Raw genomic sequence first — 23,178 nt, forward strand, 5'->3', positions numbered from 1 at the left:
CAACCCTTTCGGTAACCATTGGCCATGTCGCATCAAATCAATCAAATTCAAGCCTCCTATAATGACTCTGAAGATAGAATACTACTTAAAATTAAAACTCTCAATGAGCAGGTATATTTAGCGTGGATGACCAGACGTTTTGTAAGTTTATTGCTGCCTTTACTGCATGGTAAGCACCCTACAACAGGAGAAGCACTTTTTGATGAACAAACGACAATGATGCATCAAACGGAAAAACAACAGACCCAATTAGAAGGTGACTTTGGGACGGCTTACGAAGCCCCAGAAAATGCAGAATATCCTTTGGGTGAACGACCGATTCTACTGGCAAAAATGACGTTTAACACTCTACATAAAACTCAGCCAGAAGAACAACCTCAGTTAATTCTAGAACCTGAACAAGGGGCCGGAATTGTATTACCTTTCAATGCTGAACTGATGGGTGCATTGTTAAAAATATTAGCGCAGGTTATTGATCAAGCAGATTGGGCACTGCAGCTTGCGCCCATTATAGAAATGCCGGCAGAAGTTCGCTTACAATAACGTATTTCAATTTGAAAGCGAACCAGGCCTGGTCCATTTTTGAAAGAGCCTATTCAACGCATGAAAAACGCTTTAATTAATAGGTTTTTAAAGCGTAATCGCCTGCAATTCCGCCTAGTACTATGACGCCTATCCAATGGTTCTGTAAAAAGACTTTAAAAGCGATTTCAGATTTTTTAAGCGCTAACCGCTTCAGGTCATAACCAAACCAAACCGCGACCAATGCAAGGCTGACAAAGTAAGGCAACCCTAATGTAAACAGCAGTCCTATCCAACCTAATAAGCCAAGCATCAGCAGTTGAAAAACGCCCGTCCACAATACAAGCTTGTCACCAAATAAAATTGCCGTCGATTTTACTCCAATGTTCAAGTCATCCTCCATATCGCCCACCGCATAAGCAGTATCATAAATAAGTGACCAAACCAGTGTTGCAACGAAGAGTGGCCAGACTTGCCAAGGAACATCATTGGAAACAGCGGCAAAAGCCATCGGAATCGCCCAGGCAAAAGCGGCGCCTAAAAAAGCTTGTGGCCAGTGGGTGTGCCGTTTCATAAAGGGATAGAGCGCTGCGAGAAAGACGGCACCAAATGAGAGCCAGACAGTCAAGTTATTAAGTGTTAACACTAAACCAAACGCGATCAGGCACAAAATAGCAAAGAAAAGCAGTGCTTCTTTAGAGCTTAAAACCCCTGTCGCTAAGGGACGATTACAAGTGCGTTCGACGTGGCCATCAATGTCGCGGTCAGCATAGTCATTAATCACACAACCGGCAGAACGCATCAAAATCGCACCGCAGACAAATATAAACAGAATAGAAAGGTCTGGTACTCCCTCTGAAGCTAGCCACAATGCCCATAGCGCTGGCCAAAGTACTAAATAGATACCGATAGGTCGATTGATACGCGTGAGCGCGATGTAGGCTTGAATTTTAGTCATCAATGGCTTCATTCATTTGATTTAACAGGTGGTGAATTTGCGCTGACGCCGAGTCACTAAACTCTAAAAGAGCCGTGGCAACGCCCTGCTTATCGTTATAGCGTAAAATCGCATTTTGGTTGTCGAGTGTCCAATGGATTTCATAACCCCAGCCGACCAAATGCGCCTGCCCTGCGTCCTGATGAGTTATTTGCCACTGATTTTCCGCCATAAGTTGTTTGAATAACTCGCATTTTTTGGCTGGGACTTCGACGACTTGCATGGATTAGCCCCTTATTGATTGCGGTCGATTTAAAAGCATTAAATAACCAGGCCTGCTCATTTTGTTTGTTTAACAGGTTTTGACCAACCTTTAAGGGTCAGCTGTTTAGAGCGACTCAAGGTTAATTCATCCGCACAGGCATCCTTAGTAATGGTCGAGCCAGCACCAATGGTGGCTCCCGCACCAATGGTCACCGGGGCAACCAGTTGAGAATCAGAGCCTATAAAAACATTATCACCAATAATGGTTTGGTATTTATTGACACCATCATAGTTACAGGTGATCGTTCCTGCACCGATATTGACACCGGTTCCCATAATGGTATCCCCCACATAACTCAGATGATTAATTTTGGAGCCTGACCCAATTTTGGCCTTTTTGGTTTCGACAAAATTACCGATTTTAGCGTGTGCTGCCAATTCAGTACCGGGGCGCAAACGGGCATAAGGGCCAACAACACAATCTTTGCCAACGACCGAACCTTCAAGGTGACTAAAAGGATGAATGATAGTATTGTCTGCAATCGTCACGTTTTTGAGAACACAATGAGCACCAATTTCCACATTTTCGCCCAAGACTACTCTGCCTTCAAAAATCACATTGGCGTCTATTAATACATCCTGACCGACCGTCACAATACCCCGAATATCCAAACGATTGGCATCAATTAACGTCGCACCCTGCTCCATCAACACATTGGCTAACGTTCTCTGATATTTCCGTTCTAAGCTTTGCAGTTGAGACTTATCATTGACCCCTAATACTTCCATCTCATTTGTAGGCTGAGTGGTCGGTACGCTATAGCCTTCATTGACTGCCATAGCAATAATATCCGTTAAATAGTATTCACCTTGGGCATTATGATTGCCGAGTGCTGATAACCAGCTCTTCAGTTGCCCCCCCTTCACGGCCATAATACCGGTATTCACCTCTTTAATAAGCAATTGATCAAGCGTTGCATCTTTCTGCTCAACAATCGATTGCACGGAATGGTGTTGATCGCGAACTATGCGACCATAACCAGAAGAGTCCTCAAGAATAATGGTCAATAACGCTATAGGATGTCTTTCATCAACTAAGGACAGCAGGTCTTCCAATGTCTTTTTAGCCGTTAAAGGCACATCACCATACAGAATCAGAACAGTATCTTCATCAGAGTAAAAATCATTTGCCATCACGACGGCATGACCGGTACCCAGTTGTTGTTCTTGCATCGCAAAAACCAGGTTGTCACCCGTTACATGTAATTTAACAGATTCCGCACCATGGCCAATCACGTTAATCACCTCATCACAATGCAACTGCTGAGCCGTATCAATAACATGTTGCAATAAAGCTTTCTGGGCTAAAGGTTGCAAAACCTTTGGCAATTTAGAACGCATGCGAGTGCCTTTACCGGCGGCAAGAATAACAACTTTTAAGGCCATAGTAATTTCCTAAAAATAATAACAATTAGTAAATAGATAGATTCTAAAGAGAAGCCATTTATTTAGTAACTTGTTTTATAAAATGATGCCTATCGAGTTTGTTGAGATTGATTGCGAATCAAGGTCAAGGCGGAATAAGTGAGTGTAGTTTACTACACGACTCGTTTCCAGCGAAGAGATTGAGAGCAAGCAATCTCAACAAAACGATAGGCGAAAAAAAAGCGCCTTTCGGCGCTTTTTTATGAGGATAACGTTTAAGCCATCCCAGTCTTATGCAAACGATCACGTAATTTCGTAATCGCTTGAATTTGAGCAACGGCTTCGGCAAGTTCAACTTGCGCTCTTGCAATATCTGTATCAGATTTTGCATTATCCATTGCTTCTACAGCACGTTGTTTCGCTGCATTTGCTTGGGCTTCATCAAGATCCGCTGCACGAATAGCTGAATCAGCTAATACAGTTACCATACTTGGTTGGATTTCAATGATGCCGCCGCTGATGTAGAAGTGATCTTCTTCATCGCCGCTAACAACACGTACTGTGCCAGGCTTTAGTTGGCTTAAAAACTGGGTATGATGAGGCATAATACCTACCTCACCATCGGCAGCCTGTGCAAAAAGCATCTCTGCTTTACCAGAAAAGATTTCTCCTTCTGCACTAACAATATCTACTTGCATTGAGACTGCCATAACAAATTACCCTTTATATTTTTTAGATTTCTCTAAAACTTCATCAATGTCACCAGCATACATAAATGCTTGCTCTGCAACATCATCAAGTTCACCAGAGATGATCATTTTAAAACCACGAATGGTTTCTTTTAATGGAACATAACGACCATCTTCACCAGTGAATACCTTAGCTACGAAATAAGGCTGAGAGAAGAAACGTTGCATCTTACGTGCACGAGACACAAGATTACGATCTTCTTCTGAAAGCTCATCCATACCTAGGATAGCGATGATGTCTTTAAGCTCTTTGTAACGCTGAAGCGTTTTCTGAACACCACGCGCAACATCATAATGCTCTTGACCAACAACCAGTGGGTCAAGCTGACGTGATGTTGAATCCAGTGGATCGATTGCAGGATAAATACCTGTTTCAGCGATCGCACGGTTCAATACAACAGTCGCATCTAAGTGAGCAAATGTCGTTGCAGGTGCTGGATCTGTTAAATCATCTGCAGGTACGTATACCGCTTGAACAGATGTGATAGAGCCCGTTTTAGTAGATGTAATACGCTCTTGTACCTGACCCATTTCCTGAGTCAAAGTAGGCTGATAACCAACCGCAGATGGCAAACGTCCTAACAATGCAGATACTTCAGTACCAGCCAATGTATAACGGTAGATGTTATCTACGAAGAACAAAATATCACGCCCTTCATCACGGAAGTATTCAGCCATTGTCAAACCCGTCAAGGCAACACGTAAACGGTTTCCTGGAGGCTCGTTCATCTGACCGTAAACTAGAGCAACTTTATCAAGTACTCCAGCTTCTTTCATTTCATAATAGAAATCGTTACCTTCACGAGTACGCTCACCAACACCAGCAAAAACTGAGTAACCGGTATGCTCCATCGCGATATTACGAATTAATTCCATCATGTTAACTGTTTTACCAACACCAGCACCACCGAACAAACCTACTTTACCACCCTTAGCGAATGGGCAGATTAGATCGATAACTTTAACACCAGTTTCTAGTAACTCTGCCGACGCAGCTAGCTCATCAAAAGCAGGTGCTGGACGGTGAATTTTCATCTTAAATTCAGACTCAACTGGACCCGCATTATCAATTGGGTTACCAAGAACGTCGAAGATACGACCTAATGTTGCTTTACCTACAGGTACTTCAATAGCCGTACCCGTATTCGAAACCACCATGCCACGCTTTAACCCATCAGATGAACCCATTGCGATTGTACGCACTTTGTTGTCACCGATTTGTTGTTGTACTTCAAGAGTTAAATCAACTCCGTCAACAAGTAACGCGTCATAGATATTTGGTAAATCAGCACCTTTAAACTCGACGTCAATAACAGCGCCGATAATTTGTACTATTTGTCCACTCATAATCTTTAACCTTTTATTGAAACATTCAAACTTTAAACAGCTGCTGAACCAGCAACGATTTCAGAAATTTCAGCAGTGATCGCAGCCTGACGTGCCTTGTTATAAGACAACTTCAATTCATTGATCATATCACCAGCATTGTCTGTTGCAGATTTCATTGCAACCATACGAGCGCCTTGCTCACATGATGCATTTTCTACAACAGCACCAAATACTGTGGCTTCAATATAACGACGCATTAATAAGTTTAATGCAGTAGGTGCATCTGGTTCATATAAATAGTCCCACTGACCGTCGTTTGTATTTTCTTCAGCCTGCAAAGGCACTAGCATTTGTACAGTCGGTTTCTGCGTCATTGTATTAACGAATTCGTTAGAAGCTAAATGCACTTCATCAATGTCGCCCTGATCAAACTTGTCTAAGACAACCTTGATTGTACCTACTAGGTCCCCAATGTGAGGCGTGTCACCTAAGTCAGAAACAGTCGCTATAACATTCCCACCGTAACTACGGAAGAATGTTTGCGACTTATTACCCACTAAGGCAAGCTCAACCACGACACCTTGCTCTTGCCAAGCCTTAAGCTTAGGAAGAATTGCACGGAATAAGTTTGAGTTTAAACCACCACAAAGTCCTCGATCAGAAGAGATGACCACTAAACCAACACGTTTAACCGTTGCACGAGGTTGAGTATAAGGATGCTTATACTCAGGGTGTGCACCAGCAACGTGGGCGATGACTCTCTTCACTTTTTCGACGTAAGGTTTTGTCGCTTCCATGCGGGCTTGAGCCTTACGCATTTTAGACGCCGCAACCATTTCCATGGCTTTAGTGATTTTTTTGGTATTTGTTACGGAGCTAATTTTAGCTCGTATTTCTTTACTACCGCCTGCCATGGCTTACTCCTTAATTAGTAAACGCCGTTAGCCTTGAATGACTCAACACAAGCTTTTACAGCTGCGATGATATCGCCATTCCAGTCACCCTTCACATTAATTTGGGCAGCTAAGTCAGCATTTTCAGAATTCAAGTGAGAATGTAGAGCGGCTTCAAAGTCTAATAACTTATCAACTTCTACATCATCTAAGTATCCTTCATTTGCAGAATACAAAGAAATAGCCATCTCAGCAATTGTTAGCGGAGAGTATTGCTTTTGCTTCATAAGTTCAGTTACGCGCTTACCACGCTCCAACTGTGCTTTAGTCGCAGAATCAAGATCCGATGCAAACTGAGCAAATGCCGCTAATTCACGGTATTGTGCTAAGTCTAGTCGGATGCTACCACCTAATTTTTTGATCGCTTTCGTTTGCGCAGCACCACCAACACGGGATACAGACAAACCAGCGTTAACCGCAGGACGGATACCTTGAGAGAATAAACCTGTTTCAAGGAAGATCTGACCATCCGTAATCGAAATTACGTTAGTAGGTACGAAAGCAGATACATCACCAGCCTGAGTCTCAATAATAGGTAACGCAGTCAAAGAACCCGTCTTACCTTTTACTTCACCATTGGTGAACTTCTCAACATAAGCTGCACTGACTCGAGCAGCACGCTCAAGTAAACGAGAATGAAGGTAGAAGATATCACCAGGGAATGCTTCACGACCCGGAGGACGACGAAGTAGTAATGAAATCTGACGGTATGACTGAGCTTGTTTTGTTAAATCATCATAGATGATCAACGCATCTTCACCACGGTCACGGTAGTATTCACCCATAGCACAACCAGCAAACGCTGCAAGGTACTGAAGAGCGGCAGGATCAGAAGCATTTGCTGCAACGATAACAGTGTTATCCATTGCGCCGTACTCTTCTAATTTACGTGCTACGTTAGCAACGGTAGACGCTTTCTGTCCCATGGCTACGTAAATACATTTAACACCAGTATTCTTTTGAGAGATGATTGCATCGATTGCGATAGCTGTTTTACCAGTCTGACGATCTCCAATGATTAACTCACGTTGACCACGGCCAACAGGAATCATCGAATCGATAGACTTAATACCAGTCATCATTGGCTCGTCAACGGATTGACGATCGATTACACCAGGAGCAATACGCTCGATAGGTGAAGTCATCTTAGTTTCAATAGGACCTTTACCATCGACTGGACGACCTAAACCGTCTACAACACGACCGTTAAGTTCTGGACCTACTGGTACTTCTAATATACGACCTGTACAAGTGACTTTGTCACCTTCAGAAATGTGCTCGTATTCACCAAGTACAACAACACCAACAGAATCTGACTCTAGGTTAAGAGCCATACCGAATGTGTTCTCGTCGAACTGAACCATTTCACCGTACATTACGTCTGAAACACCGTGAACAAGAGCGATACCGTCAGCGATGCTAACGACAGTCCCTTCACTGCCAGACTCAGCTGCACCGTCAAATCCGCTAATGCGATCTTTGATTAGGTTGCTGATTTCAGAGGCATTCAATTTCATGTTTGTTCCTCTCCATTATTGGGCGATTGCTGCGCCAAGTTTTTTAAGTTGTGCAAGTGCTGAACCATCAATAGCCCAGTCACCTACTTTAATCTTAATGCCGCCAACCAATGAAGTATCTTCTTCATAGGTAATTTCTACTTCGGCGTCAAACTTAGCATTTAAAGCAGCACTTAATATTTTCTTCTGCTCAACCGTAGTTTTACGTGCTGAAATAACAGTCGCTCGAACGCGTTTCTCTGCTTCTGCTTTCAAGGTTTCGAAAACCTCAAAAACAGCAGATAAAGCGCCTAAACGTTTGTTAGCAGCCATAGCAGTCAGAAGGTTTTTACCTTCTACAGTCAGATTACCACCCATCACTTCTGTGAACACTGAGACGATTTGATCGGCTGAGTAGGCTGGATTTTTGATCATAGCTTCCATAGCAACATCTTGAGAGATCGTTGCTAGATTTGCTAATTCATCTGACCAAACTGCTAGGTTTTTGGCTTCCGAAGAAAGCGCAAAAACCGCTTCTGCATAAGGTCGTGCAATTGTCATTAATTGTGCCATAGAGTCATCCTTAGATTGATTTAATCAAGGTTTCAAGCATGTCATTATGTGCTGCAGCATCTACTTCTTTTCCAAGAATTTTCTCTGCACCAGATATCGCGATTGAAGAAACTTCTTTACGAAGACCTTCTCGCGCTCGACTCACTTCTTGCTCTATTTCGGCTTGGGCTGAAGCTTTAATACGGCCGGCTTCTTCTGTGGCTTTTACTTTCGCATCTTCTACGATTTCAGAACCACGCTTTTCAGCTTGACCTAGTATGTTTTGAGCTTGTGTTTTAGCATCTTTAAGAACATCTTTTGCTTTTTGTTCAGCTAATTCAAGTTCATGCTTACCTTTCTCTGCAGCAGAAAGTCCGTCAGCGATTTTCTTCTGACGATCTTCCATTAGCTTAGAGAGGGGTGCCCACAGCACTTTGTTCACAAGCCAGATTAACAGCATAAATGCGATCATCTGGATGAGAAGCGTTGCGTTAATACTCACAGTGGTTACCTCGCCATTTCGTTAGTTAATAGTACTAGATTTACAGTCGGGTGGGATTAAGCACCAAGAGCTGCAGTCATTGCACCAACAAATGGGTTAGCAAATAAGAACCACATTGCGAAAGCTAGGATGATGAATGGGAAAGACTCCATCAAACCAGCGAAGATGAACATGTTAGTCATTAATGCTGGACGCATTTCTGGCTGACGTGCAATACCTTCAAGAGTTTTAGAACAAATAAGTCCCCAACCAATAGCTGAACCCAGTCCAGCAGCAGCCAAAATTACACCTACACCAATAGCAGTTGCAGCGTAGATATCAGCAATCATAGTAGCAGTTACTTCCATCGTTTTTCTCCAAAGTTTAAAGTTAAAAAAACATAATTAATAAAAAAGCTTTTTACCTAAGTAGTGAAACTAAAGTAGGTGTGCTTAAACCCTTTTGGTGACCTCAGGCTAGTGTTATTAGTCTAAGGTCGCCTATTCCGTTAATTGTTATCTTTGATTGGTTTAGTGACTTTCGTCGTGAGCCATTCCAAGATAAACAATTGTGAGCACCATAAAGATAAAGGCTTGAAGAGTGATGACCAGCAAGTGGAAAATCAACCAACCAAGATCTAGAATAATCTGTAATGGAGCCCAGAATAGAGCAGCGGCACCCACTGCTAAAGTTCCACCGATCAAAGCGATCAGTAGGAATACAAGTTCCCCTGCGAACATGTTACCGAACAGTCGCAAAGCAAGAGAAAGTGGTTTTGAAATTTCTTCAATGAATGTCATTACGATATTCACAGGTATAAAGAATTTTCCAAAAGGGTGGAAGAGGAACATTTTAGTGAAGCCCCACACACCTTTAATTTTGATGCTATAGAAAATAATCAGTACAAAAACGGTTAAAGCCATAGCCAAGGTCGTATTTAAATCGGTTGTAGGGACTATTTTCAAAAATGCGTGAGAATCACCTGTAATCAACTGAAACAAGTATGGAAATAAATCAACTGGAATCATATCCATGAAGTTCATTAACCATACCCAGATAAAAATCGTTAATGCTAATGGTGCAATGATCGGATTATGACCAGGAAATGCATCTCTAACATTGGTTGCGACGAAGTCTAAAATTGACTCTACAAAGTTCTGAAATCCACCAGGCTCACCTGTTGAAAGCTGTCTACCTAAGCGAGCTGATACAAATACAATTAATGCACCCAGTATCAGACTTACTACTATGGTATCTATGTTAAGAGTCCAGAAACCCTCTCCAATGCTATTGTTTGTCAAGTGATGTTGAATATACTCGACAGTTCCCATCTTTTCAGCACTCAATGGTCTACTCCTTAATCAGTCAAACGTCTTTTACCCTTCAGATTGAAAAGCTGACCTAATTGCATCAACACAAATGTTAATACGACCGGGAAAGCTTGACTTGCATCGAGGAAAGACAGCCCTAAAACAAATAACACAGCTAATAGAACAAATCTAATCACTGCACTCATATATAAAATTAGTATTCCGGTTTTTGGATCTTCTTCTGCATGAGTGCTCGCCTTACTAAATGTAAAGCTCAGCATCACGACATTCATGATCCCTATAAAAAAACCGTAGCCTGCACCTATGGCATGGCCCTGCGTTGCAAAAATGACAACGAGCATTATTCCAATCAACCCCTGAACTTTAAAAGCTTTATCAAGATTTTTGATCATCTTCACTCTCTTTCTCTTTGAGCGGCGGATCTAATCGCTTCGTAAGCTGATGGACCTTTTGTATTCCCCCAATAAAACCTAGTACGGCACAGCTGAGGAAAAATAGAGGGGTGGTATCAAACAATTGATCCAACATATACCCCACAATAAAGCCTGCAATCAACATCGATGTAAAAATCGACCCTGCGCTAATCAGCAAATAGTTCGCCGCTGCACCAGGAGGCTTTGTTCGCTCAGCATCAGGCTTGGTTTTATTCGACTCACTCATCTGATGGCAAACTCCGCTAATGATACTTTTTAGTCATACTAAGTTCAAGCTAAATGGGCGCTCATGATAATGTTTTATAACCCTAAAAGCCAGTCTAATTGACCGTAAATTTTAGATTTTCTCTTCAACGCATCTATCCATAACTACATACGGTAATAATTACTTTAAAAAGCACAACATATACATATTAAAATCCTATATGACAGTTCCATTAAAGACGGTTATATTTTCTTACTAACTTAAAACAGATTTAATAATCGATTGAGTTCAGCCATATCTTGATAACTAATTTCAATTTTTCCTCGTCCATTTTCGCGGTGGTTTATTTTAACGGGGGCTGAAAGTCTTACCGCTAGCTCATCTTGTTTCGACATTACCTCATCAAAACCAGGCACGGCTTTTTTCTTTGCCTCATTGACTAATTTCTTGGGCACTAAAAACTGCTGAGCAGCCTCTTCTATTTCACGGACTGACCAGCCCTTATCAATCGCCTTATTTGCAAGATCCTCCTGTACCACTTCCGGCAAACTGATAATTGCTCTTGCATGCCCCATACTCAACAGGCCATCATGTAAATTATTTTGAATATTCTTAGGCAGCTTTAATAATCTCAATAAGTTGGAGACAGCTGCCCGGGAACGCCCTACGGCATCCGCAACAGCTTGCTGAGTTAAATCAAATTCTTTTAACAATCGCTGCAACCCTATGGCTGTTTCAATCGGATTAAGGTCTTCGCGTTGAATATTTTCAATCAACGCCATCGCCAATGTCGCTTGACTGTCAGCTTGGCGAATAACTACTGGGACCTTATCAAGCCCGGCCAGCTTAGAAGCTCTCCAACGACGCTCACCAGCAATTATTTCATATTTATCTGCACCGATTGGGCGGACAATAATAGGTTGAACAATACCCTGAACCTTAATGGAATCGGCCAGTTCTTGCAGGGAGTCATCATTGAACTGCTGCCTAGGTTGGAACTGACCGGGCTGAAGCTGAGAAAGCGACACCTTCTCAATGCGTAAATCAGCACTACTATTCTCCACCTTCTGTTTTGCGCCAATCATAGCGTGAATACCCAGCTTTCCCATTCCTGAACGTTTCTTAACCACGTAAACTCTACCTTTATTTACTATCTGATTTGTGTATTACAACTGTGTCTTGCGAGTTAGCTCGTTTGCCAATGCCAAGTAAGCAATTGCACCATTCGATGCAACATCATAATCTAAAATGGACTCACCATGACTTGGCGCTTCGGCTAGACGAACATTCCTAGGGACAATCGTTTGTAACACCTTCACCCCAAAATGACTCACTAATTCATGGGAGACATCATTGGCTAAGTTGTTACGACGATCATGCATGGTTCTGAGTAAACCGTCTATATGTAAATCAGGATTCAATTCGCCTTGAATGGTCGCAATGGTGCTCATCAGAGAAGATAAGCCTTCCAAGGCAAAGAACTCACACTGGACTGGAACCACAATACCATCGGCTGCTGTTAAAGCATTCAATGTCAGCATATTAAGCGTTGGTGGACAGTCAATAATGATTGCATCATACTGTTCACGTACCTTTTTCAAAGCCTTACGCAGCCGTTTTGGCCCCATACCTTCTTCAAGCAAAACCACTTCAGCAGCGGTTAAGTCTCCATTAGCGGGCAACAGATCAATACCGGTTTGCTCGACACGAACAATTGCCGCTTTGGTTTTACACTCTCCGATCAAGACTTCAAATACCGAAGCGTTAAGCTGATCCTTGTTAACACCCACGGAAACCGTGGCATTGCCCTGGGGATCCAAATCAATCAACAGAACATTTTTACCCAAACGGGCTAAGGCGGCAGCCAAATTGACGCTAGAGGTCGTCTTCCCCACGCCGCCTTTTTGGTTGGCAATTGCAATCACTCTTCCCACGTACTGTCCTTAATTATCGCTTAGTGTTATTTGATAGATTCATTTTACTTGGTAACGGTTACTGCTTTTGCTTTAATGCCTTAATGAGCATACGTTCTGCATCCAAGCCTGGTACCTTCAACGGAATCGTCTCTTCAATAACGACCAGGCCTGGTAGAGAGGTTAAATCCTCAAATTCTTGCTGCCCTTTCATCGCCCACCAAATACCATTATCTGACAGCAAATGATCTGTCCAGTGCAACATATCTTGCATGGAGGCAAAAGCTCGCGAAATAACGGCATCATAGCGTGATATAGGTCGGTAGTTTTCGACACGATCATGAATAACCTGAGTATTTACCAAACCTAATTCTGCTTTAGCCTGAATTAAAAAACGGGTTTTTTTACTATTACTGTCTAACAAATCAACGGTTTTATCGGGAAAGCAGATGGCCAATGGAATGCCAGGCAAACCACCTCCCGTTCCAACATCAATAATGCGTTCGCTTACTATAAATGGCACGACAGCTAAACTGTCTAAAAGATGTTTAATCAACATCTCTTCTGGGTCTCGAATGGCCGTCAGATTATAAACCTTATTCCACTTTTGTAATAAGGTCAAATATTGTATAAGTCGATCAACCTGAGCATCCGTTAATGACAAATCAAGTTCGGTCAAACCCGCTTTCAGCTGGGGTTTTAGTGCTTTAAGTGCCATGATTTACCTAAAATTAGTTTATACATACAGCTGATTAGGGCGCTCATCTTACGCGCCTTTAACATTTGACTCTATCTGGGAATCCTTAAGTCCTTGACCCCCATTTGAGCGTGCTTTTTTGATGGCAATTAATAAAATAGAAATCGCCGCTGGTGTAATACCTTGAATACGACTCGCCATTCCTAAATTAGCCGGTTTATGATCACGTATTTTCTGTTTTACTTCATTTGAAAGACCTGAAATATTGTCTAAATTCAAACTGACTGGAATTTCCACGGATTCAGAACGCTTCATTTTTTCAATCTGTTGCATTTGACGATCAATATAACCTGAATACTTAGCTTGTATCTCTATTTGATCAATGACAGTGCTGTCTGCAAGACCCTTACCAAATACTTCCAGTTCCGCCAATGCATCGTAAGCAACATTTGGACGTTTTAATAAATCAAATAATGTTTGCTCCTTGCTGAGAGGTAACTCCATCAACACTTCAGCCTGCTTCGCTTCGGGATGCGATGGATAAATCCAGGTCTCTTTCAAACGCGAAACTTCATTTTCAAGAGACTCTAATTTACCTTGATAAGCAGCCCAGCGGGTATCATCAATCAAACCCATCTCGCGCGCAACCGCTGTTAAACGCTGATCGGCATTGTCTTCACGTAACATCAGTCGATATTCGGCACGGGAGGTAAACATGCGATAAGGTTCATTAGTACCCATGGTCACTAAATCATCTACCAAAACGCCCAAATAGGCCTCATCTCGGCGCGGATACCATTGATCTTTCAACTGGGCACGGCGTCCGGCATTAATGCCAGCCAAGATGCCTTGTGCCGCAGCTTCTTCATAACCTGTTGTGCCGTTAATTTGTCCAGCAAAAAACAGACCGTGAATAGCCTCTGTCTCTAACGTGGGCTTCAAACCACGCGGGTCAAAATAATCATATTCGATGGCATAACCAGGGCGCATAATTTTAGCATTCTCCAGCCCTTTCATGGATTGTACAATTTTCATCTGTGTTTCATAAGGCAAGCTGGTTGAAATTCCATTGGGATACAATTCATTTGTGGTCAAGCCTTCTGGTTCGATAAAGACTTGATGCTGATCTTTATCCGCAAAACGCATGACCTTATCTTCTATCGATGGACAATACCTCGGACCAACACTGTCAATTTCACCTTGGTCAGAATACATTGGTGACTGATCTAAAGAGGCCATAATGGCGGCGTGCGTTTGTGGATTAGTGTAAGTGATGTAACAGGGTACCTGCCTAGGATGCATAGCCGCTTTGCCCATATAGGAAAACACGGGAACAGGCACGTCACCATGTTGAATTTGCATCGCGCTGAAATCAACTGTGCGCGCATCAATACGTGGAGGTGTACCCGTTTTGAGACGACCCACCGGCAGTGCCAACTCGCGTAAACGCGCTGCAAGACGGTTAGCTGGCTCATCACCGGCTCGACCTCCTTCATAGTTTTCCAGACCTATATGAATACGACCAGCTAAGAAAGTGCCTACCGTCAAGACCACTTGATTGGCGTAAAATTTCAGCCCCATCTTGGTTTCAACACCGCGAATGTTATCGCCGTCTAAAATCACATCTTCAACCGGTTGTTGGAAGATACTGAGGTTTTCTTGATTCTCTAAACGCATGCGGATCGCTTGACGATACAATACCCGGTCAGCCTGTGCGCGAGTGGCACGTACAGCAGGACCTTTAGAGGCATTTAAAATTCTAAACTGAATCCCGGCCTCATCAATCGCCATTGCCATTGCGCCGCCCAGTGCATCAATCTCCTTAACCAAGTGTCCTTTACCGATTCCACCAATCGCAGGATTACAGGACATTTGTCCAAGACTGTCAATATTATGTGTCAGTAAAATAGTCTTTAATCCCATGCGCGCAGAGGCTAATGCCGCTTCTGTCCCTGCATGGCCACCGCCGACCACAATCACATCATAATTATCAAACGACTGTTCCATTCTTTAACCCCTGCGATGCAAAGCACCGCCACTAATTTAACCCGACAAAAAACTCCTGTTTTTAGAAGCTTTGTTGCGTTGCATTTTCAACAAATAAGCAGCCTATTTTAGCACAAACTCAAGCGAGCAGTTTTTTTGAAGATTGGCTTTTTATAAGACCTATAACCCGTGTATCACACCACGCCTTTTTTAATGGATATATCATGATGCAGTGCGGACTTTATCTTAAGTCAATCCCATTGGTTAAATGTAAGGTTTGCCTTGTTTAAAGATTGTCAGTCGCTGTAACTTTCCTTTAAGGCATGTACGGCTAACACTCAAGAGTGAAACGTTGAAACTAAACCCAAAAAGTAAGATTACCCATGTTAATGGATTTAATAAAACACCAAATCATGCTCTAGCTACTATCGTAATGGTCATTAGAGGCCTTTTATAAAGCATATCCACGTCAATATCGCCTTTGAAAAATAGCGCAGATGCACAGCCGTGTGTTAAGGTAGTTAAAACTACTAAATTCAAATTAAGGATTAATCGTGAAAAAATCACTCATTGCAGGTGCTATCTGCCTAAGTCCACTCCCCGCGTTTGCTGAACTCACCGTTGAACCTTATGGATCCCTTAGAGCACAAGCAGAATATGTGACCGTAGATAAGGCCAAACCGGGTCAAAACAATTCTTACACTGACGTTCGAGATGCTTACTCGCGTTTTGGTGTTATCGCAAATTATCCTTTAAATAACGGCACCAAACTTAGTGCAAAAATTGAAATTCCTTTCAATATTCAACAAATGAAAGCCGAAGACCCTTCGTATTTTGAAGGCTTTTACAAAAACAACAACTCTCCAAGAATTTACAAGTTAACGGCGTCAGGAGACTGGGGTTCCATGGACATCGGTAAGCAGTGGTTAGCTTATTACAATGCCGTTGCGTATCCCGTTGATTACTTCAGCTCTTTCTATTCCGGTTTTGCAACCCATGCAAGTTTCAGACGTGAGGCGCTAACCTACACAACTCCCAATTTTTCAGGGTTCACTGCAACGGCATCGATGGTCGATATGGTTGATGGAAAAGGTGAGTCTTATCTGGATACTAATCAAGCTGCTTTAACCTACGCTATGGATGGATTATCCCTCGCTGTCGCTTATCAAGACTCTATCGATGGCGTCGCGAATATCTTAGGCGCCTCGGCGGCTTACACCACAGGGCCTTGGCGTTTTGCGACAAAGGTAGAACAACTTGATTCCCCAGCTGGAACCATCCAGGCTGATCCAATGATCTATAACATGTATATGTCGTACCAACTTAAAAACTATACCTTCAAAGCACTCTATTCAAAAGGTGATGTATCGGATGATGCAAGCGCATTCTTCCAAGGCGACTCCTACCATCTCGGCGTAGATTATCAATACACCAAAAACCTGAAAGTCTTTATGGAATATTTCTATGAAGATCATGGCTATGCCATCTATACTAAAAACTCAGAATCATTTGATGTTCTAGCAGGTTATCATGCCAAAACCAACGGTTCTGCTTTTGCAGTTGGTGCACGGTACGACTTTTAAAATATGACTATAAAAAACGTTAAACTCAAAGTTGAAAACCTCTATAAGGTTTTCGGTGATCATCCTAAGAAAACAATCAGTCTTATCCATAAAGGGCTCGATAAAGAGGCTATTTTTGCTAAAACGGGTAACACTGTAGGTGTCAATAATGCCAGTTTTGAAGTCTACGCTGGTGAAATTTTTGTCGTCATGGGGCTATCAGGTTCAGGTAAATCGACACTTGTGCGCTTGTTAAATCGTTTAATCGAACCGACTGAAGGCAATATTTGGATTGATGGCCAAAACATCACGCAAATGTCTGATAAAGAGTTGCGACAAGCCCGCCGAAAAAAGATATCGATGGTATTCCAATCTTTTGCGCTATTGCCACATATGACCGTAATTGAAAATGCGGCCTTTGGTCTAACACTTGATGGATTTAATAAAAATCAAGCGCAGAAAGAAGCTTTAGATGCTCTAGAGCAGGTCGGCCTTGGAACTCATGCTAACTCTTATCCATCGGAATTATCCGGCGGAATGCAGCAAAGAGTAGGAATTGCGAGAGCCCTGGCAACCGGCTCGGAAATCATGCTGATGGATGAAGCCTTCTCAGCGCTTGACCCGTTGATTCGAACTGAAATGCAAGACGAACTTGTCAAGTTACAAGAAAAAAACCACCGCACCATTATTTTTATTTCTCATGATCTTGATGAAGCAATGCGAATTGGTGATCGCATTGCCATTATGGAGCAGGGTAATATTGTACAAGTTGGCACACCCGAAGAAATTTTGCGTAACCCAGAAACAGAATATGTCGAGGCTTTCTTCAAAGGTGTGTCAATGAGTGAAGTGCTCACGGCCAAAAACATCATTAATCATAAATTCTTTTCTGTTCCCAAAAAGGGCAGCCAGGGACTGAAAACACTAAGTCGTCTTCTAGATGATTCAGATTTTGATTACGCCTATATCACCACCAGCGACAAGCGGTTTATTGGTGTATCCACCGTTGAAAGCATGCAAGCGGCTGCAAAAACCACCGACAAAGTCGAAGACTCTTATCTCACGGGTGTAACCACCATTGATGCTGATACGCCATTGAATGAAGTAATTGGTCTGATGGCTGAAGCACCTTGTCCATTGCCCATTACCAACGAAAAAAATGAGATCATTGGTATATTGACCCGCACCAAACTCCTGAAAGCTTTAGACCCAAATTAGGAAAATTCTATGTCTGATAATAACCCGTGGGAAACACCTTCACAGCCTGAACCCACAAGCAATCCCTGGGGCTCAGCAGAAACGATTCCTACTGAAAGCATTTCACCGCAAGCCGATTGGTTAACCCAAGCCGGTGCGGTTGATAATACGCAAACAGCCTTTTCTTGGACCGATCCTTTTGCCCAGAAACTGATCCCATTGGATCATTGGGTTGAAAATGGCCTTGACTGGCTTGTTGATAATTTTCGCGATGTATTTCAAGCGATTCGCATCCCTGTTGATGTCATCCTAACTGCTTTACAAACCTTTTTACTAAGCTTAAATCCATGGTTTGTTCTTGTTTTTTTTACATTATTTGCCTGGCAAATTGGTGGACGCAAGCTCGGGATACTCAGCGCAGCCTCCCTTTTAATCATCGGCTTTCTTGGAGCTTGGCCCGAGACCATGGTCACATTAGCGCTGGTGTTTACGGCGGTACTGTTTAGTATGCTGGTTGGTATACCGCTTGGAATTTGGATGGGAAAATCCAATCGAATGCAATCCATCTTTATGCCAATACTGGATGCCATGCAGACCACTCCGGCATTTGTTTATCTAATACCGATTGTCATGCTATTTGGGATCGGCAATGTACCTGGCGTCGTCGTGACAATTATCTTTTCCCTTCCACCCTTAGTGCGCCTAACAAGCTTAGGAATTCGCCAGGTGCCGGCAGATTTAATCGAAGCAGGACATGCCTATGGTGCACATCCATTACAAATGTTGTTTAAAATTGAACTCCCGGTTGCTAAAGCGACCATCATGGCAGGCATTAATCAAAACTTAATGCTTTCACTGTCAATGGTGGTCATTGCTTCCATGATTGCGGTTGGAGGGTTAGGCCAAATGGTATTACGAGGCATTGGTCGTTTAGATATGGGCCTAGCCGCCATTGGCGGCTTATCTATTGTCTTACTCGCAATCATGTTGGATAGAATCACTCAATCAATGGGTCAACAACCCAAGTCGAATACCAGAATTCACTGGTATCAACGTGAACCCCTCTGGTGGCTACTCAAATACATTCCGACACTTAAAAACAAAGGATAATACTTATGCAAAAATTACCTCTCATTCTTTCGGCAACCTTATTAATGGCTTCGATGAGTCAAGCCACATGGGCTGCCAAAGTAACCCCTTTTCAGAGCGCGATCGCTGAAGAAACATTCCAAACAGAAATAGTAAATAGAGCGTTGAGTAAGCTTGGATACCAGGTCGGTAGCATTAAAGAAGTTGATTATGCAGTCGCTTACCAACAGATTGCACAAGAAGCTGATTCTGATGACATCAGTTTTATGGCGGTAAACTGGGCACCTTTACATGAAGCGATGTATAACAAAGCAGGTGGGGATGATGCTTTTTATCGACAAGGAAATTTTGTTGAGGGCTGTGCACAAGGCTACCTGATTGATAAGAAAACGGCCGATAAATACAACATAAAATATATTAATGATTTAAAAGATCCGAAAATTGCCAAATTGTTCGACAATGATGGGGATGGTAAAGCCGATCTTGCAGGCTGTACTCCAGGTTGGGGTTGTGAGAAAGTCATTGAGTACCAGTTAGATAACTTCGGTCTGCGCGACACTGTCACGCACCAGCAAGGTTTATACTCAGCGATCATCTCTGAAGCCATCACAAACTTTGAGCAAGGCAAGCCAATCCTTTATTATACTTGGACACCTTACTGGGTCTCCGGCATCCTGGTTCCAGGAAGAGACACTGTCTGGTTACAAGTGACTCATACGGCTCACCCAATAACCAAAGACACCTCTTTACCAAATGGGGCTAATTATGGTTTTAATGTCAATGCCATGCGTATTGTAGCAAATCACTCTGTCGCTAAAAAACATCCGGATGTAGCAAAACTGTTCTCTATTATGCACGTTGACGTTAACGACATCTCTGCGCAGAATCAGCTGATTAAAAATGGTCAGAACACGATGGTTGATATCAATCGTCATGTTGATGCATGGATTAAGGCTCATCAAAAAACATTTGATAGCTGGATTGCACAAGCCAAAGCAGCTAAATAAAAAATCCACAAAAAAGCCTCAGTTAAAAGCACGGTTTACCGTGCTTTTTTATGGGTGGAGTTTAGAATTCTATCAGGTGGATTTTCTCACCACAGTTTATATTTAGTAAGCCCGTATCTTTATGAGTGCTCAAGATTAGATAAAACCTTTAGATGGTGTGCTATAAGTACTTTTTTGTTGCGTAAGTTCACACTTAGGTAGATGATAGAGATATACCGTGCTTAAATGACCAGGCCTGATTATTTATGGAGCAATTAAATGGCTAATATAAACAAAATCATAGCGTCTCTACTGCCACTAGGAGTATTGATGCTCTCATCGTGTGCAATGCAACCGCCAACGTCTTTAATGGACATTCAAGCTGGAGAGATTTTTGTCCTAAAAACGCCGATTACAATCCAGCCGAATCAAAGCAGAACCTTTATTCAGTTTGGCCAGATATCGGGTAGTTCATTTGATCACAGTGAAGCGCATTGTCGTATTGAAATACGTGATTTAAGCGAATCACCACAAATTATCCAACCAGAACGCTTTATCATCAAACAGGTGAATATCGACGAAGAGATGATCGCTTTACGCAATCAAACTACCCAATTAGCACTCAATGACGCCATTACTCCAACGACCATGACGGATAGTACTTCGATCAATATGGTGGCCTATGAACGTCCTGCAACCATGGATCTCGTTCATCTCTATTTGCACTCTAAACAACAACCGAATGTCTATCGACTTACCTGCTCTGGTTCTTTAAGTAATGGAAGTCTAGCCGACATACCGAGAAGCTACCGACCACAGCGTCAACAAATTCAACACATTCTTGGAAAAATTGGACATATTGAGAGCGGAACATAATGACCATTGATGCAAAGAACTTCCTCACTAGGTCGATTAGGGAGGGCTTTGTGAGTAATAGTCGTTCAAATAGGCTTGAACATCGGTTTTTCACACTAAAGGTTAGACTGACCGTCGCATTATCCATTTAAACTCATGAAGTAACCCTGCTGACCGTTTTATAACGTAGATAAACTGGCCGGTAATTTGCATACCTCAACCCAAGTTCTTTAATACGGATTTATCTTCCCTGCTCAGAGTGATTCATTTGGCTGACTTGACGAATACGTTCTGCAGGATGGAAAAGTTGATCCATAAGGTAATGTTGCAACTCAAGAGGGTAATCCAACTCTGATAAAGCCATTGCCATACAACTCAGCCAAGCATCTCTATCAGATTCATCTATTAGTATATGCGCATGCGCCTGGGGAATATTGATACCTCCGAACTTCTCTGCATAGATCTGCGGACCACCCATCCAACCAGAAAGAAAATAGACAAGCTTAAGGCGTGAATTCGTCAAATCTGAACGGTGCATTGCACGTATTTTTTCAGCCTGTGGCAAGGAATCCATAGCATCGTAAAATCGATCAACTAATATAACAAGTCCCGCATATCCACCAACAGCTTGATAGGTAGAATCCCCATGACCATATGATTTATCTTTCGTAAAAATTTGCATCGTATCTCTCAACCGTGGAATCTAACATAGAAAAATTTACTCTAATTATTTTGCTTATTGTCTAATGGTACGTGCAATATCAAACGTCTCTTCGAAGTTTGAACGATAGGGATTGATATCGAGGCCTCCTCTACGTACATACCGTGCATAGACCGTCAATTTATCAGGTTTACACCGTTTCATAATATCTGTGAAAATACGTTCGACACATTGCTCATGAAATTCATTATGCTCACGGAATGAAATGAGGTATTTCAACAAATTTTCATGATGAATTTGGATGCCTTCGTAACGTATGACCACTGAACCCCAATCGGGTTGGCCCGTCACCAAGCAATTGGACTTGAGCAAATGGCTATTCACCGTTTCACAGACTTTATCAGGAGAAGTTTCTGTCGTTAATAGAGTGGGGTTCACTTGATAGTCTGTCACCTCAATATCTAACGTATCTAAATTTTCCCCTGGTAACCCACCCGTTAAACTCTCATCAAAATCTAAATTCCTTATCAACACATCGACTGAATCACCACAGGCCAGAGACAGATCTTTAATAAACAACTCTTCTACTTGCTGTTGGCTTTCAAAACGTGTGCCATTGAAGGAGTTTAGATACAGTTTAAAAGACTTTGACTCAATTATATTTAGAGAGTCAGCAGGAAATGCAAATTCTGCTATTACGGCAATCGGCTTCCCCTTCGAATTTAGCCAAGAGACTTCATAAGCTGTCCAGATATCCAACCCCTGAAAAGGCATCGAATGTAAATCAAACCCTAATTCATTCCTTTTCTCCTGACGCGGGATAGGAAAGAGCAGAGTTGAATCATAGCGAGCACAGTAGGGAGTCTCTTGACCCAGCAAGCTACTAGCTGCTGTACCAGTGTGGGTTAGTTGCTTAGTCACTATGCCACCTAACCTGGTACATCAAAATTACGCAATGCCGTCCTAAAAGCATTGAAGGGATTTAATAACCCATCAGCAACTATGATGGCAAAGCCTATCCAATGATAGAACGTTGGCTCCTTACCTTCTACAAACCAAAGATAGGTTAGTAAAGAGCTGGCTAATATAATGGTCAATGTCGCCCAAAACTGATCAATTAGAAATGCAACTGAACTGACATCTCCAGACTTAAACATTTCAATAAATAAAACCACCACCGCGAGGGTGATAAAGCTATATCCAACTGGGCCATCGAGTGATAGCTTCATGTATTCTGCTGCAATGAGAAAGAGTATGACAAACAACATCCACGGGACTTTACTCAGTATATTTAACGCGCTACCGGATGACACCTTAACACTTGATCCCATGAATATTTCCTTGATTGAGTTATAGACTGTAGTTATCATTATAGCGATGCGTTTAAGATTTGAAAGCAGATCACTAAAACAGCAAGCAACAAAACATATAAATTGTTTATTGATGCGCAGAAAATATGCAAAAAAAAACCCGCGAAGCCTAAGGCAACACGGGTTTTTAGAATATAAGCTTGGCAATGACCTACTCTCACATGGGAACTCCCACACTACCATC

General features: G+C 42.3%; 26 protein-coding genes. 6 read left to right on the forward strand and 20 right to left on the reverse strand.

What is annotated here, in order from left to right; translation table 11 throughout:
• Positions 1–24 precede the first annotated feature (24 nt).
• Positions 25–543 carry a hypothetical protein gene (locus F612_RS0109460; protein ID WP_019557526.1) on the forward strand — a complete coding sequence of 173 codons (519 nt, stop codon included), beginning with the start codon at positions 25–27 and terminating at the stop codon, positions 541–543.
• A gap of 76 nt (positions 544–619) precedes the next feature.
• Here the strand turns inward: F612_RS0109460 and ubiA are convergent, their stop codons facing one another.
• The 17 genes from ubiA to mnmG form a co-directional block, all read right to left on the reverse strand.
• Positions 620–1,480 (reverse strand): 4-hydroxybenzoate octaprenyltransferase, encoded by an 861-nt coding sequence (gene ubiA / locus F612_RS0109465; RefSeq protein ID WP_019557527.1) that lies wholly within the window; start codon positions 1,478–1,480, stop codon positions 620–622.
• Entirely contained in the window at positions 1,473–1,742 is a 270-nt protein-coding gene (locus F612_RS0109470) for a hypothetical protein (protein ID WP_019557528.1), read from the reverse strand. Before F612_RS0109470 ends, ubiA begins: the two co-directional genes overlap by 8 nt.
• 56 nt (positions 1,743–1,798) lie before the next feature.
• Positions 1,799–3,169, reverse strand: coding sequence for a bifunctional UDP-N-acetylglucosamine diphosphorylase/glucosamine-1-phosphate N-acetyltransferase GlmU (glmU, locus tag F612_RS0109475; protein WP_019557529.1), 1,371 nt, complete (start codon positions 3,167–3,169; stop codon positions 1,799–1,801).
• A 254-nt stretch (positions 3,170–3,423) separates the two neighbouring features.
• Positions 3,424–3,858 (reverse strand): F0F1 ATP synthase subunit epsilon, encoded by a 435-nt coding sequence (locus F612_RS0109480; RefSeq protein WP_019557530.1) that lies wholly within the window; start codon positions 3,856–3,858, stop codon positions 3,424–3,426.
• Between the two features lie 6 nt (positions 3,859–3,864).
• Positions 3,865–5,244, reverse strand: a complete 1,380-nt coding sequence (atpD, locus tag F612_RS0109485; protein WP_019557531.1) for a F0F1 ATP synthase subunit beta — start codon at positions 5,242–5,244, stop codon at positions 3,865–3,867.
• Between the two features lie 32 nt (positions 5,245–5,276).
• On the reverse strand, positions 5,277–6,140 hold the full coding sequence (gene atpG, locus F612_RS0109490; RefSeq protein WP_019557532.1) for a F0F1 ATP synthase subunit gamma: 864 nt from the start codon (positions 6,138–6,140) through the stop codon (positions 5,277–5,279).
• Positions 6,141–6,154: 14 nt separating this feature from the next.
• A complete protein-coding gene (gene atpA, locus F612_RS0109495) occupies positions 6,155–7,696 on the reverse strand; it encodes a F0F1 ATP synthase subunit alpha (RefSeq protein WP_019557533.1) in 1,542 nt (513 codons plus the stop codon).
• A gap of 15 nt (positions 7,697–7,711) precedes the next feature.
• Positions 7,712–8,248, reverse strand: a complete 537-nt coding sequence (locus F612_RS0109500; RefSeq protein ID WP_019557534.1) for a F0F1 ATP synthase subunit delta — start codon at positions 8,246–8,248, stop codon at positions 7,712–7,714.
• Positions 8,249–8,258: 10 nt separating this feature from the next.
• The gene (locus F612_RS0109505) at positions 8,259–8,729 is read right to left on the reverse strand and encodes a F0F1 ATP synthase subunit B (protein WP_019557535.1); all 471 of its coding nucleotides are present in this window, start codon (positions 8,727–8,729) and stop codon (positions 8,259–8,261) included.
• A gap of 56 nt (positions 8,730–8,785) precedes the next feature.
• Positions 8,786–9,076 carry a F0F1 ATP synthase subunit C gene (atpE, locus tag F612_RS0109510; protein ID WP_019557536.1) on the reverse strand — a complete coding sequence of 97 codons (291 nt, stop codon included), beginning with the start codon at positions 9,074–9,076 and terminating at the stop codon, positions 8,786–8,788.
• Positions 9,077–9,238: 162 nt separating this feature from the next.
• Positions 9,239–10,054 carry a F0F1 ATP synthase subunit A gene (atpB, locus tag F612_RS0109515; RefSeq protein WP_019557537.1) on the reverse strand — a complete coding sequence of 272 codons (816 nt, stop codon included), beginning with the start codon at positions 10,052–10,054 and terminating at the stop codon, positions 9,239–9,241.
• A gap of 11 nt (positions 10,055–10,065) precedes the next feature.
• The gene (locus tag F612_RS0109520; RefSeq protein ID WP_019557538.1) at positions 10,066–10,431 is read right to left on the reverse strand and encodes an ATP synthase subunit I; all 366 of its coding nucleotides are present in this window, start codon (positions 10,429–10,431) and stop codon (positions 10,066–10,068) included.
• On the reverse strand, positions 10,415–10,699 hold the full coding sequence (locus tag F612_RS0109525; RefSeq protein WP_019557539.1) for an AtpZ/AtpI family protein: 285 nt from the start codon (positions 10,697–10,699) through the stop codon (positions 10,415–10,417). Before F612_RS0109525 ends, F612_RS0109520 begins: the two co-directional genes overlap by 17 nt.
• 239 nt (positions 10,700–10,938) lie before the next feature.
• A complete protein-coding gene (locus tag F612_RS0109530; protein ID WP_026329718.1) occupies positions 10,939–11,808 on the reverse strand; it encodes a ParB/RepB/Spo0J family partition protein in 870 nt (289 codons plus the stop codon).
• Positions 11,809–11,844: 36 nt separating this feature from the next.
• Entirely contained in the window at positions 11,845–12,612 is a 768-nt protein-coding gene (locus F612_RS0109535) for a ParA family protein (RefSeq protein WP_019557541.1), read from the reverse strand.
• Between the two features lie 58 nt (positions 12,613–12,670).
• On the reverse strand, positions 12,671–13,309 hold the full coding sequence (gene rsmG, locus F612_RS0109540; protein ID WP_019557542.1) for a 16S rRNA (guanine(527)-N(7))-methyltransferase RsmG: 639 nt from the start codon (positions 13,307–13,309) through the stop codon (positions 12,671–12,673).
• Positions 13,310–13,357: 48 nt separating this feature from the next.
• Entirely contained in the window at positions 13,358–15,295 is a 1,938-nt protein-coding gene (gene mnmG, locus F612_RS0109545) for a tRNA uridine-5-carboxymethylaminomethyl(34) synthesis enzyme MnmG (protein ID WP_019557543.1), read from the reverse strand.
• A gap of 533 nt (positions 15,296–15,828) precedes the next feature.
• On the opposite strand from mnmG, the gene F612_RS0109550 reads away from it, so the two are divergent.
• The 5 genes from F612_RS0109550 to F612_RS0109570 all read left to right on the forward strand — a co-directional run bounded on the left by F612_RS0109550 (position 15,829) and on the right by F612_RS0109570 (position 20,984).
• Entirely contained in the window at positions 15,829–16,857 is a 1,029-nt protein-coding gene (locus F612_RS0109550; RefSeq protein WP_019557544.1) for a porin, read from the forward strand.
• A 3-nt stretch (positions 16,858–16,860) separates the two neighbouring features.
• Entirely contained in the window at positions 16,861–18,054 is a 1,194-nt protein-coding gene (gene proV / locus F612_RS0109555) for a glycine betaine/L-proline ABC transporter ATP-binding protein ProV (RefSeq protein WP_019557545.1), read from the forward strand.
• Positions 18,055–18,063: 9 nt separating this feature from the next.
• Complete coding sequence (gene proW / locus F612_RS0109560) at positions 18,064–19,143, forward strand: glycine betaine/L-proline ABC transporter permease ProW (protein ID WP_019557546.1); 1,080 nt, start codon at positions 18,064–18,066, stop codon at positions 19,141–19,143.
• 5 nt (positions 19,144–19,148) lie between these two features.
• Positions 19,149–20,129 (forward strand): glycine betaine/L-proline ABC transporter substrate-binding protein ProX, encoded by a 981-nt coding sequence (gene proX / locus F612_RS0109565; RefSeq protein ID WP_019557547.1) that lies wholly within the window; start codon positions 19,149–19,151, stop codon positions 20,127–20,129.
• 258 nt (positions 20,130–20,387) lie between these two features.
• Positions 20,388–20,984 carry a hypothetical protein gene (locus F612_RS0109570; RefSeq protein ID WP_157760529.1) on the forward strand — a complete coding sequence of 199 codons (597 nt, stop codon included), beginning with the start codon at positions 20,388–20,390 and terminating at the stop codon, positions 20,982–20,984.
• 220 nt (positions 20,985–21,204) lie between these two features.
• Here the strand turns inward: F612_RS0109570 and F612_RS0109575 are convergent, their stop codons facing one another.
• From F612_RS0109575 to F612_RS0109585, 3 genes are read right to left on the reverse strand one after another with little or no spacing between them, the layout of a single operon-like run.
• A complete protein-coding gene (locus F612_RS0109575; protein ID WP_019557549.1) occupies positions 21,205–21,645 on the reverse strand; it encodes a group II truncated hemoglobin in 441 nt (146 codons plus the stop codon).
• 54 nt (positions 21,646–21,699) lie between these two features.
• Positions 21,700–22,545, reverse strand: a complete 846-nt coding sequence (gene queF, locus F612_RS0109580) for an NADPH-dependent 7-cyano-7-deazaguanine reductase QueF (protein ID WP_026329719.1) — start codon at positions 22,543–22,545, stop codon at positions 21,700–21,702.
• An 8-nt stretch (positions 22,546–22,553) separates the two neighbouring features.
• Positions 22,554–22,955, reverse strand: coding sequence for a hypothetical protein (locus F612_RS0109585; protein ID WP_019557551.1), 402 nt, complete (start codon positions 22,953–22,955; stop codon positions 22,554–22,556).
• Positions 22,956–23,178 lie beyond the last annotated feature (223 nt).

It is taken from the genome of Thiomicrorhabdus arctica DSM 13458 (assembly GCF_000381085.1).
Lineage (GTDB): Bacteria > Pseudomonadota > Gammaproteobacteria > Thiomicrospirales > Thiomicrospiraceae > Thiomicrorhabdus > Thiomicrorhabdus arctica.